This window comes from Variovorax sp. DAIF25 (assembly GCF_050711835.1).
Lineage (GTDB): Bacteria > Pseudomonadota > Gammaproteobacteria > Burkholderiales > Burkholderiaceae_C > Variovorax.
The window spans coordinates 2,416,101-2,429,204 of sequence record NZ_CP136636.1; the positions used below are offsets into that span (position 1 = coordinate 2,416,101).

12 protein-coding genes are annotated in these 13,104 nt (G+C 71.3%); 8 read left to right on the forward strand and 4 right to left on the reverse strand.

Features of this window, described 5'->3' with window-relative positions; all coding sequences use genetic code 11:
• Positions 1-11: 11 nt before the first annotated feature.
• Complete coding sequence (locus R0232_RS11035) at positions 12-2,732, reverse strand: LuxR C-terminal-related transcriptional regulator (RefSeq protein ID WP_431512124.1); 2,721 nt, start codon at positions 2,730-2,732, stop codon at positions 12-14.
• Between the two features lie 134 nt (positions 2,733-2,866).
• On the opposite strand from R0232_RS11035, the gene R0232_RS11040 reads away from it, so the two are divergent.
• A complete protein-coding gene (locus tag R0232_RS11040; RefSeq protein ID WP_057589659.1) occupies positions 2,867-3,649 on the forward strand; it encodes an SDR family NAD(P)-dependent oxidoreductase in 783 nt (260 codons plus the stop codon).
• A gap of 12 nt (positions 3,650-3,661) precedes the next feature.
• Here the strand turns inward: R0232_RS11040 and R0232_RS11045 are convergent, their stop codons facing one another.
• The gene (locus R0232_RS11045) at positions 3,662-4,177 is read right to left on the reverse strand and encodes a MarR family winged helix-turn-helix transcriptional regulator (protein WP_057589660.1); all 516 of its coding nucleotides are present in this window, start codon (positions 4,175-4,177) and stop codon (positions 3,662-3,664) included.
• Positions 4,178-4,311: 134 nt separating this feature from the next.
• Between R0232_RS11045 and badH the strand changes: the two genes are divergently transcribed.
• The 7 genes from badH (at position 4,312) to R0232_RS11080 (ending at position 11,895) form a co-directional block, all read left to right on the forward strand.
• Positions 4,312-5,079, forward strand: a complete 768-nt coding sequence (badH, locus tag R0232_RS11050) for a 2-hydroxycyclohexanecarboxyl-CoA dehydrogenase (protein ID WP_296735818.1) — start codon at positions 4,312-4,314, stop codon at positions 5,077-5,079.
• A 34-nt stretch (positions 5,080-5,113) separates the two neighbouring features.
• A complete protein-coding gene (badI, locus tag R0232_RS11055) occupies positions 5,114-5,896 on the forward strand; it encodes a 2-ketocyclohexanecarboxyl-CoA hydrolase (RefSeq protein ID WP_422097655.1) in 783 nt (260 codons plus the stop codon).
• Positions 5,897-5,918: 22 nt separating this feature from the next.
• Complete coding sequence (aliB, locus tag R0232_RS11060; RefSeq protein ID WP_431512125.1) at positions 5,919-7,070, forward strand: cyclohexanecarboxyl-CoA dehydrogenase; 1,152 nt, start codon at positions 5,919-5,921, stop codon at positions 7,068-7,070.
• Between the two features lie 47 nt (positions 7,071-7,117).
• A complete protein-coding gene (gene aliA, locus R0232_RS11065) occupies positions 7,118-8,782 on the forward strand; it encodes a cyclohexanecarboxylate-CoA ligase (RefSeq protein WP_431512126.1) in 1,665 nt (554 codons plus the stop codon).
• 56 nt (positions 8,783-8,838) lie between these two features.
• Positions 8,839-9,831 carry a Bug family tripartite tricarboxylate transporter substrate binding protein gene (locus R0232_RS11070; RefSeq protein WP_431512127.1) on the forward strand — a complete coding sequence of 331 codons (993 nt, stop codon included), beginning with the start codon at positions 8,839-8,841 and terminating at the stop codon, positions 9,829-9,831.
• 16 nt (positions 9,832-9,847) lie between these two features.
• Entirely contained in the window at positions 9,848-10,627 is a 780-nt protein-coding gene (locus R0232_RS11075; RefSeq protein ID WP_431512128.1) for an enoyl-CoA hydratase-related protein, read from the forward strand.
• 89 nt (positions 10,628-10,716) lie between these two features.
• On the forward strand, positions 10,717-11,895 hold the full coding sequence (locus tag R0232_RS11080; RefSeq protein WP_208508608.1) for an acetyl-CoA C-acetyltransferase: 1,179 nt from the start codon (positions 10,717-10,719) through the stop codon (positions 11,893-11,895).
• A 12-nt stretch (positions 11,896-11,907) separates the two neighbouring features.
• On the opposite strand, the gene R0232_RS11085 is transcribed toward R0232_RS11080, so the two are convergent.
• Together R0232_RS11085 and R0232_RS11090 are read right to left on the reverse strand one after the other, a co-directional pair.
• A complete protein-coding gene (locus R0232_RS11085; protein WP_431512129.1) occupies positions 11,908-12,288 on the reverse strand; it encodes a hypothetical protein in 381 nt (126 codons plus the stop codon).
• A gap of 1 nt (position 12,289) precedes the next feature.
• Positions 12,290-13,090, reverse strand: a complete 801-nt coding sequence (locus R0232_RS11090) for a phosphodiesterase (RefSeq protein WP_431512130.1) — start codon at positions 13,088-13,090, stop codon at positions 12,290-12,292.
• Positions 13,091-13,104: the final 14 nt, after the last annotated feature.

Consider the following 13,104-nt stretch of genomic DNA (forward strand, 5'->3'; position numbering starts at 1 on the left):
AGAGGGCGTGCTTACCTGATCACCCCGAGCCGCCGCGCGATCGCCACCGCCTGCGTCCTGCTCTTCGCATCGAGCTTCATGTTGATGTTGCGCAGGTGCGTGCGCACCGTGCTGTCCGACACGAACAGCTTCTCGGCCATCGCGCCGTTCGAATAGCCCTCGGCCAGCAACTGCAGCACGCGGATCTCCTTGCGCGTCAGCGGCTCGCTGGCCGCGAGGCCGTCGGGGCCCGCGGCGTCGGCGTTCTCTGCCTCGCCGCCATCGGGCAGGGCCATCGGCCCGGCCGCCTGCAGCAGCCGCTGCACGTACTCGCCGAGGATCGGGTCGCTGCTGCCGCGCGCGGTGGCGCTGTCGTGCAGCGCGTGCGCGAAGCGCTGCACCAGCAGCGCGGCGGCCGGGCCCTCGTCGAGGATCAGCCGCATGTAGCCCTCGTGGCTCGCGGTCTTGAGCACCTCGGCGGCTTCGGCGATGGCCTCGGCCAGGCTGCCCGCGCGCTGCAGCGCCAGCGCGCGCAGCAGCCGCAGCTTGAGCACGCGCCGCAGCCGCGCGACGGCGAGGGCGGCATGCAGCTCGGCGTCGATGCTGTCGAGGGCCGTGCGCGTGTCGCCGAAGGCGATCTCCCAGCGTGCGCGCGCCAGGGTCAGGTAGTCGAGCTCGTGCGCGGGCAGGCGCTGGAGCTTCTCGCGCGCCCACAGGGCCGGGTCGTCGGCGCGCGCGAGTTCGTCGCGCGCGGCGGGGCCGTTGCCCTGCAGCAGCAGCATGCGCGAGCGCTCGAGCTTGGCGCCGGCCACCACGCGCGGCAGCTGGCGCTGGTGGCCCAGGTACTCGAGCTCGGTCAGGGCCTGGAACGCGGCATCGATGTCGCCCGCATGGAAGGCGATGCGCGAGCGCATCGCGTGGCTCAGGATCATGTGGTCGGGCAGGCCCACGTCGCGCGCCAGCGGCAGGTAGACGTTGAGCAGGTGCTCGGCCTGCAGCAGCTGGTTCGACTCGTAGACCGAACCCGCGTAGAGCACCCCGGCCCAGGCGTTGCCGTGGCTGTGGTTGTACGAGACCGCATGGGTCGCATCGACCGCCATGCGAAAGCGCGCTGTGGCCTGGCGCAGCCGGCCTTCCTGCAGGTCGAACAGGCCGGCCAGCGACTCGGTGTACATGCGGTTGAAGGTGCTGCTGCCCTGCTGGCGCCGCGCGGCGTCGAGCAGGCGCTGCGCCTCGTGCTGGTCGCCGCGCACCGCGAGGATGTGCGCCATCGCGTTGAGCAGCACGCTGTCGGCGAAGGGCAGGCCGGTGGGCAGCCGCGCCAGGCTCAGGCGGCCGGCCTCGTAGGCCTCGTCGTGCCGGTCCTGCATCGCCAGCAGCAGCGGGATCAGCGTCTGCGCGCTCGCGCGCACCGCGGGCGTGGGGCTGTCGAGGCAGCCCGAGCTCTCGAGCTGCTGCATCGCCTGCCAGGGGCCGTGCGTGAAGCAGGTGGCCCACAGCGCGATCGGCTGCAGCGCGGGATGCTCGCGCAGCTGGTGCTCGGGGATGGCCGAGAACCAGCGCGCGAGCATGCGCATGCGGCCCTGCTCGAGGAAGCGGCCGGCATAGCTGTCGAGCAGGGTCAGCGCATGCGGATGGTCGCCGCCCTCGATCGCATGGTCGATCGCGGGCACCGGCCGCTGCTGGGATTCGTACCAGCCCGAGGCCGCGAGATGCAGCCGCGCGATCTCGCCGGGCATCTCGCGCGCGAGCTGGGCGCGCAGGAAGTCGGCGAACAGGCTGTGGTAGCGCCAGGCGCCGTCGCCGTCCGCGCCGCCGCTCACCGGCGTCAGGAACAGGTTGGCCGCGGCCAGCCGCTCGAGGATGGCCGCGCTGTCGGCGCGCGGGTTGAGCGCCTGGCACACCGAGGCATCGAGCTGGCGCAGGATGCTGGTGCGCAGCAGGAACTCGCGCACCTCGGCGGGCTGGTGCGCGAGCACGTCCTCGGCCAGGTAGTCGGCCACCGCGCGGTCGGAGCCCGAGAAGCGTTCGACGAAGCCGGTCGCGCTGCCATGGCGCTCGAGCGCCATCGAGGCCAGCCAGATCGCCGCGATCCAGCCCTCGGTCTTGCGGTGCAGCTGCGCGAGCAGTTCGTGCGGCAGGGTCTGCGCGGCGGCGTCGCCGGCGTGCGGCCGCAGGCCGAAGAAGGCACCGGTCTCCTCGAGGCTGAAGCGCAGCCGGTCGGTATCGATCTCCTCGAGCTGGCCGCGCGCGCGCAGCCGGCCCACGCCGAGGTCGGGCAGGCCGCGCGAGCCGATCACCAGCTTGCCGCCGCGCGGCAGGTGCTCGACGATCTCGCGCACCAGCCCGATCACCGCGGGCTCCTGTACCCCCTCGAAGTCGTCGAGGAACAGCACGAAGGGCGCGTCGTGCGCGGCCAGCGCGGCCACCGCGTCGAAGGGCGTGCGCGCGCGCGGCTCCTCCACGCCGAGACGCAGCACGGCCTCGCCGAGGCCGGCCAGGAAGCGCGAGACGTCGTTGTCGGCGCGGTCCAGCGTGATCCAGGCGGTGGCGATGCCGCGTGCCTCGATGCGCTCGCGGCTCTGCGCCATGGTGGTGGTCTTGCCGAAGCCCGCGGGCGCGCGCACCAGCACCAGCTTGACCGCGCTGGCCGCGATGCGTTCGCAGATCGCGTCGCGCAGCACCTGCGTGGCGGCGAAGGCCGGCGGGCTGAGCTTGGTCTCGAGGATGCGGGCGGAAGGAGCGGACGACATCGCGAACGGCGGAGTGGGGCGCGGGCCGTGCGGTCGCCGCGGGGGAAAGCGGATACCGTCGGTTCCGACGATGCCCGCGTCGATTCTGCTTCCTAAACTGGCCGGCGCCAAACATCCAGCAAGGACCTCCGAAGATGCAACTCGATTCCCGCATTGCCGCCGTCGTCACCGGCGGCGCCTCCGGCCTCGGCGCGGCCACCGCGCGGCGCCTGGCCGGCCATGGCGTGAAGGTCGCGCTGTTCGACCTCAACGCGGCGCAGGGCGAGGCGCTCGCGGCCGAGATCGGCGGCGTGTTCTGCCAGGTCGATGTCACCTCCGAGACGCAGGTCGACGCGGCTTTCGAGCGCGCGCGCGCCGCGCACGGCCAGGAGCGCGTGCTGGTCAACTGCGCGGGCACCGGCAATGCGGTGAAGACCGCGAGCCGCGACAAGGCCACGGGCGAGATCAAGCACTTTCCGCTCGCCAACTTCGACCGCATCATCCAGATCAACCTGGTGGGCACCTTCCGCTGCATCGCCAAGTCGGCCGCCGGTATGCTCACGCTCGACATGCTCGAGGACGGCGAGCGCGGCGCCATCGTCAACACCGCCTCGGTGGCCGCGCAGGACGGCCAGATGGGGCAGGCCGCCTACACCGCCTCGAAGGCCGGCATCGTCGGCATGACCCTGCCGATCGCGCGCGACCTCATGAGCGAGGGCATCCGCGTCAACACCATCCTGCCGGGCATCTTCGACACGCCGCTGTTGCAGGGCGCGCCCGACAACGTGAAGGCCGCGCTGGCGGCCTCGGTGCCGTTCCCGAAGCGGCTGGGCAACCCGGCCGAGTACGCGGCGCTGGCCGAGCTGATGATCACCAACGGCTACTTCAACGGCGAGAGCGTGCGGCTCGACGGGGCGATCCGCATGGCGCCGCGCTGAGGCCGCGCGGCTTCACGCTTCCTCGGCCGGCTCCTCGGCCCCGCCCTGCCGGTCATCCACCTTCTGCATGTTGTCGAGGATCTTCAGCAGGTAGTGCAGGGTGTGGGTCACGTCGTTGACCGAGAAGCCCTCGAGCACCTGCTCGTAGTAGGCGTAGATCTTCGGCTGCGCCTCGACCACCCACACATGCTGTCCCGACTCGCTCATCGTCACCAGGCGTGAGCGCCGGTCGCGCCCGTCGGGCGCGGTCTTCACATGGCCGTCGCGCTCCATGCGGCTCAGCAGGCCCGAGAGGTTCTGCCGGCTCACCTTCAGGTAGCGCGCCAGGTCGCCCACGCTCATTCCCCCCTTCGCCTCGTCGCGCGACAACGCGCCGAGCACCGCCCATTGCTGCGTGGTCAGGCCCTCGTTCTCGACCGCGCGGGTGCCCGTTTTATGCAACATGTTGGCACATTGGTAGAGACGAAAGAAAACCCTGTTGGCCAGCGCCATGCGGGCGGAAGCGTCATTTTCATTAGGGGAAACCATAGATATCTTCGTGAACTGGGTTGCACGGCGAAGCTATGCCAACGCATAATACGTCAACATCTTTACCTAAATGCCGATTCGAAGCCGGCGCGACCGGCCAACGATAGCAAGCCCGCGGATCCAAGGAGAACCTGATGCAACGATTCGAAGACAAGACAGTGGTCGTCACCGGCGGCGGTGGCGGCATCGGCGGCGCGACCTGCCGTCGTTTCGCGCGCGAAGGCGCGAGGGTGGCGGTGCTCGACCTGAACCCCGGCGCCGCCGAAGCGGTCGCCGCGCGCATCGAGGCCGAGGGCGGCCGCGCGCTCGCGCTGCGCTGCGACATCACCGAGCGCGCGAGCGTCGATGCCGCGGTGGCCGCGGTGCTCGAGCGCTTCGGCGCGATCGACGTGCTGGTCAACAACGCGGGCTGGGACGTGTTCCGGCCCTTCACGAAGACCGAGCCCGCGCAGTGGGAGAAGCTGATCGCCATCAACCTCACGGGAGCGCTGCACATGCACCATGCCGTGCTGCCGGGCATGGCGGCGCGCAAGGCGGGGCGCATCGTCAACATCGCCTCGGACGCGGCGCGCGTGGGCTCCTCGGGCGAGGCCGTGTACGCGGCCTGCAAGGGCGGCCTGGTCGCGTTCACCAAGACCATCGCGCGCGAGCATGCGCGCCACGGCATCACCGCGAACGTGGTGTGCCCGGGCCCGACCGACACCGCGCTGTTCGCCGACTACAAGGAAGGCGCGGGCAATCCCGAGAAGCTGATGGAGGCCTTCACGCGCTCCATCCCGCTGGGCCGCATCGGCCAGCCCGACGACCTGCCGGGCGCGATCCTGTTCTTCGCGAGCGACGACGCGGCCTTCGTCACCGGCCAGGTGCTCAGCGTCTCGGGCGGCCTGACGATGAACGGCTGACCCCGGCCCCCTACGGATTCCCAAGGAGCAACACATGCAGTTCGAAGACATCCTCTACGACGTGCGCAACCGCGTGGCGTGGATCACCATCAACCGGCCCGAGAAGATGAATGCCTTCCGCGGCCAGACCTGCGACGAGATCATCCGCGCGCTCAACCGCGCGGGCTACGACCGCGAGGTCGGCGCGATCGTGCTGGCCGGTGCCGGCGAGAAGGCCTTCTGCACCGGCGGCGACCAGTCGGCGCACGACGGCAACTACGACGGCCGCGGCACCATCGGCCTGCCGATGGAGGAGCTGCACGACGCGATCCGCAACGTGCCCAAGCCGGTGATCGCGCGCGTGCAGGGCTTCGCCATCGGCGGCGGCAACGTGCTGTGCACCATCTGCGACCTCACCATCGCCTCCGAGAAGGCCGTCTTCGGCCAGGTCGGCCCGAAGATGGGCTCGGTCGACCCGGGCTACGGCACCGCCTTCCTGGCGCGCGTGGTCGGCGAGAAGAAGGCGCGCGAGATCTGGTACTTGAACCGCCGCTACAGCGGCGCCGAGGCCGTGGCAATGGGCCTGGCCAACGCGGTGGTGCCGCACGAGCAGCTCGACGCCGAGGTGCAGAGGTGGGCCGAGGAGATCTGCGAGCGCAGCCCCACGGCGATCGCGATCGCCAAGCGCAGCTTCAATGCCGACACCGCGCACCAGGCCGGCATCGCGGGCATGGGCATGTACGCGCTCAAGCTCTACTACGACACCGAGGAGTCGCGCGAGGGCGTGAAGGCGCTGCAGGAACGGCGCAAGCCCGAGTTCCGCAAGTACGCGAAATAGCCGCGCAGCGAAGAGCACCGCGATGAACCCCTACATCGACGACGACCTCGCCGCGCTGGCCGAGCATGCGCGCCGCTTCGCCACCGGCCGCGTGGCGCCGGGCTTCCTCGAGCGCGACGCCGCGCGCGTGCTCGACCGCACGCTGATGCGCGAGATGGGCGAGCTGGGCTTCATCGCGCCCGAGCTCGCCGAGGAACATGGCGGCCAGGGCATGGGCTGCCTCGCTGCCGGCGTGATCCACGAGGAGATCGCGCGCGCCGACCTGAGCCTGAGCTACATCAACCTGCTGGCCTCGCTCAATGGCCAGATCCTGGCCGAGCACGGCCGCCCCGAGGTGGCAGGGCCGTGGCTCCAGAAGCTCACGCGCGGCGAGGCGCTGTTCGCGATCGCGCTGACCGAGCCGCGCGGCGGCTCGGACGCGGCCAACCTGCGGCTGCGCGTGGAGCGCGCGGGCGACCACTACGTGATCAATGGCGAGAAGACCTCGATCTCGGCGGCCGACCAGGCCGACGCGGTGGTGGTGTTCGGCCGCACCGGCTCGGTGGAATCGGCCGCGCACGGCGTGACCGCGCTGCTGGTGCCCGCCGATGCGCCCGGCCTCACGCGCAACCGCTTCGACTGCCACGGCCAGCGCGCCATCGGCCGCGGCTCGCTGTTCTTCGAGAACGTGCGCGTGCCGCTCGACCACCGCCTGGGCGACGAGAACAAGGGCTTCGTGCAGGTGATGCAGGGCTTCGACTTCTCGCGCGCGCTGATCGGCCTGCAGGTGCTGGCGGTGGCGCGCGTGGCGCTCGAGGAGACCTGGGACTACGTGGCACAGCGCGAGGCCTTCGGCAAGCCGCTGTCGGCCTTCCAGGGCGTGTCGCATCCGCTCGCCGACTTCGACACCCAGGTCGAGGCCGCGCGCCTGCTGTGCCTGCAGACGCTGTGGCTCAAGGACCGTGGCGCGCCGCACACGGCCGAGGCCGCCATGTGCAAGTGGTGGGCGCCGAAGCTGGCCTACGACGCGATCCACCAGTGCCTGCTGATGTTCGGCCATGGCGGCTACGACCGCGGGCCGATGGAGCAGCGGCTGCGCGACGTGCTGGGCTTCCAGATCGGCGACGGCACGGCCCAGATCATGAAGACCATCGTGGCGCGCACGCGCGCCGGGCGCTCGGCCGTGCCGGCCTGAGCCTGGTCTTGCCCCGGTTTCGCACGACAACGAGGAGACACGACATCATGGAATTCGACGCCGTACTGCTGCCGCCGCGCCGCGCGCGCATGATCGCCGAGGGCCTGTGGCACGACCGCACCATCAACGACGCGCTCGATGCCTGCATCGCGGCCACGCCCGACAAGTTGGCGCTGAGCGCGATGCGCATCGAGGACGGTTCCATCCAGCGCTTCAGCTACCGCGAGCTCGGCCGCATGGCCGACCGCATCGCGGTGGGCCTGTCGCGCCTGGGCGTGGGGCGCGACGACGTGGTGGCCTGCCAGCTGCCCAACTGGTGGCAGTTCACGCTGACCTACCTGGCCTGCTCGCGCATCGGCGCGGTGATCAATCCGCTGATGCACATCTTCCGCGAGCGCGAGCTCTCGTTCATGCTGAAGCACGGCGCGGCCAAGGTGATGATCGCGCCGGCGCGCTTCCGCGGCTTCGACTTCGAGGCCATGGTCACGGGCCTGCAGCCCGAGCTGCCCGCGCTGCGGCAGGTGGTGATCGTGGGCGGCGCGGGGCCGGACAGCTTCGACGCCCTGCTCTCGGGACCGGCCTGGGAAGACGCGCCCGATGCCGCCGCGATCCTCTCGCGCGGCCGGCCCGGGCCCGACGACATCACGCAGCTGATCTACACCTCGGGCACCACCGGCGAGCCCAAGGGCGTGATGCACTCGGCCAACACCACCATGGCCAACATCGTGCCCTATGCGCAGCGCCTGGGCCTGGGCGCGGACGACATGGTGCTGATGGCCTCGCCGATGGCGCACCAGACCGGCTTCATGTATGGGCTGATGATGCCGATCATGCTCGGTGCCTCGGCCGTGCTGCAGGACATCTGGGACCCGAAGCAGGCCATCGCCGCGATCAACGCCGAGCGCGCGAGCTTCACGATGGCTTCCACGCCCTTCCTCTCGGACCTCGCGAAGACGGTGGCCGAGACCGGCACCGAGGTGCCATCGCTCGAGGTCTTTCTCTGCGCGGGCGCGCCGATTCCGGGCGCGCTGGTCGAGCAGGCGCGGCGCGCGCTCGGCGCCAAGATCGTCTCGGCCTGGGGCATGAGCGAGAACGGCGCGGTCACGCTGACACGGCTGGACGACGACGACGAGCGCTCGATCCAGACCGACGGCTGCCCGCTGCCCGGCGTGGAGATCCAGGTGGTCGACGTCGACGGCCGGCGCCTGCCCGCGGGCGAGGTGGGCCGGCTGCTGCTGCGCGCCTGCTCCAACTTCGGCGGCTACCTGAAGCGCCCGCAGCTCAACGGCACCGATGCCGACGACTGGTTCGACACCGGCGACCTCGCGCGCATCGACGAGCGCGGCTATGTGCGCATCGCGGGCCGCACCAAGGACGTGATCATCCGCGGCGGCGAGAACATCCCGGTGGTCGAGATCGAGTCGCTGCTCTACCGCCACCCCGGCATCGCGATGGCCGCCATCGTGGCCTATCCCGACGAGCGCCTGGGCGAACGCGCCTGCGCGGTGGTGGTGCCGCGGCCCGGCTGCCAGGTCGACCTGCCGTCGATCTCGGACTTCCTCAAGGCGCAGAAGGTGGCGCTGCAGTACATCCCCGAGCGGCTGGTGCTGCGCGAGACCATGCCCTCGACGCCCTCGGGAAAGATCCAGAAATTCAAACTGCGCGAGCTGTTGCGCGCGGAAGAGGCGAACGAGGCGGGCACGGCGGGCTGAGCCCGCCGCGGGACCCGAGAACGACAGCACCCCCCAAAACACAACGGAGACAAGACATGGCTATTTCGTTCCTGGCCCCGGCGCGCCTGCGCCGGGCCTTCGTCGCGCTCGGCTGCCTCGCGCTCGCGGGCGCCGCCTCCGCGCAGTCGCCCGCGGCCTGGCCCACCAAGCCGATCCGCGTGGTCGTGGGCTTCGCGCCCGGCGGCAGCACCGACGTGATGGCGCGCATCCTCGCGCAGTCGCTGACCGAGTCGCTGGGCCAGACCGTGCTGATCGACAACAAGCCCGGCGCCAGCGGCAACATCTCGGCCGCCGAAGTGGTGCGCGCCGCGCCCGACGGCCACACCTTCCTGATCGCGCCGACCTCGGTCGAGACCGCGAACCCGTCGCTGTTCAAGTCGACCCTGCTGCCCTCGCGCGACCTGTCGCCGGTGGCGACCGTGGGCCGCACCCAGATGTACCTGGTGGCCAAGCCGCAGATGAACGCGAAGGACGCGCGCGAGCTGGTCGCGCTGGCGCGCGCCAAACCCGGCACCTTCTCGTACGCCTCGGCCGGCACCGGCACGCCGCCGCACCTGGCCTGCGAGCTGTTCAAGCAGGCCACCGAGGTCTCGGCCACCCACGTGCCGTACCGCGGCGCCGCGCCCGCGCTGCAGGACGTGCTCTCGGGCCAGGCCGACTTCGTCTGCGACCCGGGCATCGCCTTCCCGCACATCCGCACCGGCAAGGCCAAGCTGCTGGGCATCGTGAGCGCCAAGCGCTCGCCGTTCTTCCCCGAGGTGCCGACCATCGGCGAGCAGGGCTTCCCGGGCGCCGACCTCGACATCTGGTTCGGCATGTGGGCGCCCAACGGCACGCCGCCCGAGGTGCTGGCGCGCATGAGCCGCGAGATCGGCAAGGCGCTCGCGCAGCCCGCGCTGAAGTCGCGCTATGCCGACCTGGGCGCGGAGCCGGTGGCGATGGACACGCCCGAGTTCCGCAAGCTGCTGGCCGAGGAGGGCGCGGTGCTGTCCGCGCTGATCGCCCGGCAGAAGATCGTGGTCGACTGAACGGGAGCCGGCCCGCATGCAGCTGGAAGCACCGATCCTCGTGCGCACCGAGGGCCGCGTCGGCGTCGTGACGCTGAACCGCCCGCGGCAGATGAACGCGCTGAACGACGCGCTGATGGACGCGCTCGGCGCCGCGCTGCTGGCCTTCGATGCCGATGCCGGCATCGGGGCCATCGTGCTGACGGGCGACGAGCGTGCCTTCGCGGCCGGCGCCGACATCGCGGCCATGGCCGAATGGGACCATGCCGAGGTGGTCGCGCAGGAGTTCATCACGCGCAACTGGGAAACCATCCGCCGCGTGCGCAAGCCCGTGATCGCCGCGGTGGCCGGCTTCGCCTATGGCGGCGGCTGCGAGCTCGCGCTGGCCTGCGACATCGTGCTGGCGGCCGAGTCGGCACGCTTCGCGCTGCCCGAGGTCAGGCTCGCGATGCTGCCGGGCGCGGGCGGCACGCAGCGGCTGCCGCGCGCCATCGGCAAGGCCAAGGCGATGGAGATGTGCCTGGGCGCGCGCGTGCTCGATGCGCACGAGGCCGACCGCTACGGGCTGGTGTCGCGCGTCGTGCCTTCCGCCTCGCTGATGGACGAGTCGCTGGCGCTGGCCGCGCGCATCGCCGGCTTCTCGCTGCCGGCGCTGGTCGCGATCAAGGAGTCGGTCAACCGCGCCTGGGAGTCCTCGCTGTCCGAGGGCATCCTGTTCGAGCGCCGGCAGCTGCATGCGCGCTTCGCGACCGAGGATGCGCGCGAGGGCATGCGGGCCTTTCTCGATCAGCGCGAGCCGGTGTTCCGGCATCGCTGAGCCGCGCCCAAAATCGTCCGATCCGACGACGCCCGCCGTATCCTGGGGGCCAACAATTCCCCGAGTCACACCAAGTCCCAGGAGAACCCATGCCCGAAGCCTACATCGTCGCCGCCGCCCGCACCGCTGGAGGCCGCCGCAACGGCCGCCTGGCCGGCTGGCATCCCGCCGACCTCGCCGCGCAGGTGCTCGACGCGCTGGTCGCGCGCACCGACGTCGATCCCGCCGCCATCGAGGACGTCATCATGGGCTGCGTCGGCCAGGCCGGCGAGCAGTCCTCGAACATCGCGCGCAACGCGGTGCTGGCCTCGCGCCTGCCCGAGTCGGTGCCGGCCACCTCGGTCGACCGCCAGTGCGGCTCCTCGCAGCAGGCGCTGCACTTCGCGGCCCAGGCCGTGATGTCGGGCAGCATGGACGTGGCGATCGCGGCCGGCGTCGAGAGCATGACGCGCGTGCCCATGGGCCTGCCGACCACCTTGCCGCTGAAGAACGGGCTGGGCTTCTACGTCAGCCCCGGCATGCAGAAGCGCTACCCCGGCGTCGAGTTCAGCCAGTTCACGGGTGCCGAGATGATCGCCGCCAACTATGGCATCGCGCGCGCCGAGCTCGATGCCTATGCGCTGCGCAGCCACCAGCTCGCGGCCGCGGCCACGCGCGCCGGCCATTTCGAGCGCGAGATCGTGCCGGTGGCGGTGCGGCTGGCCGATGGCAGCGAGCCCGGCGAGATGCACCTGGCCGACGAGGGCATCCGTGGCGACGCGACGCTCGAGAGCATCGGCGCGGTCAAGCTGATCGCCGAGGGCGGGCGCGTGACGGCCGCGACCGCGAGCCAGATCTGCGACGGCGCCAGCGGCGTGATGGTGGTCAACGAGCGCGGCCTCAAGACCTTCGGCCTGAAGCCGCTCGCGCGCATCCACCACATGAGCGTGATGGGCCACGACCCGGTGATCATGCTCGAGGCACCGATCCCGGCCACGCAGCGCGCGCTGCAGAAGGCCGGCATGAAGATCTCCGACATCGACCTGTTCGAGGTCAACGAGGCCTTCGCGCCGGTGCCGCTGGCCTGGCTGCAGGTGACGGGCGCCGATCCCGAACGGCTCAACGTCCACGGCGGCGCCATCGCGCTCGGCCATCCGCTGGGCGCCTCGGGCACGAAGCTCATGACGACGCTGGTGCATGCGCTGGGCCAGCGCGGCAAGCGCTACGGGCTGCAGACCATGTGCGAGGGTGGCGGCATGGCGAACGTGACGATCGTCGAGCGGCTCTGAACGCGGGCCGCTTCAGCCCAGGCCGTTCCAGTCGCAGCGCAGGCGGTAGCGGCGGCCCGCGAGGGTCAGCGTGCCGCGGGCCTGGGCGATGCGCAGCGTTGCGGTGCGAGACGGCCGGTCGACGCTGGTGCCGCTCGCCTGCACGGTGTGGCGCGCGTAGTCGATGGACCGGCGCCGTGGCGTGAATCGTTCGGATGAAAGATCGCCGTGCTGCTCGCGCGCGACGATCAGCCCGGTCAGTTCGCCGGTCGACAGGCTGAACTGCACCTCCACCGCATAGGGCCGTCCTGCGCAGGACAGGCTGCCGTTGGCGAAGGCCGGCGCGGCGCAGGCCAGCCAGGCGGCCGCGCAGAGGATCGAGGCACGCAGTCCCGCGATGGTCGGCATCCGCATGTCAGGCAAAGGGGTAGGGCCCCTGCATCGGCCCGATGTGGCTCAGGTGGCTCACCATGCCGTGCGCCTCGTCCCACAGGTGCAGCAGGCAGCCGGGCCGGCCCAGGTAGGAGGCCGGTGCCGCGTCGCTCGCGAGCCGCAGCGCGATCTCGGTGGTGGTGCTCGGCGCGCTGCACACCACGGTGCCGGCCCAGCGCCGCAGCATGCCGCGGTGCACGTGGCCGCACAGCACGCGCTCCACGTTGCCGGCCGCGCGCACCACGGCTTCGAGCGGCTCGGTGTCGATGCAGCGGTAGGCATCCATGTACGGAATGCCGCTCATGAACGGCGGGTGGTGCAGCATCAGCAGCGTGGGCCTGGTGCGGTCGGCCTCCAGCGTGCGCTGCAGCCAGGCGAGGCCCTCCGCGTCGGCCAGCCCATGGTGCAGGCCGGGCACGCAGACGTCGAGCGCGACGATGCGCACCGGGTGGTCGTCGATGCAGTAGTGCAGCGCGCCCGTGGCCGGCAGGTAGCCGTGGTCGGCGAAGGCCGCGCGGAAGTGCTCGCGGTGGTCGTGGTTGCCGGGCATCACGAGCAGCGGCACTTCGAGCGCGGCCAGCAGCCGGCGCGCCTGCGCGTATTCCTCGGGCCGGCCCTCGTCGACCAGGTCGCCGGTCAGCAGCACCAGGTCGGGCCGGCGATCGAGCGCATGCAGGTGGGCGATGGCCTCCTCGAGCATGCGGTTGGAATCGACCACGCCCTGGTAGAGCACGCCGGCGGGGCGCACGTGCGGGTCGGAGATCTGGGCGATGAGCATGGACATGGGGCGGGCATCCG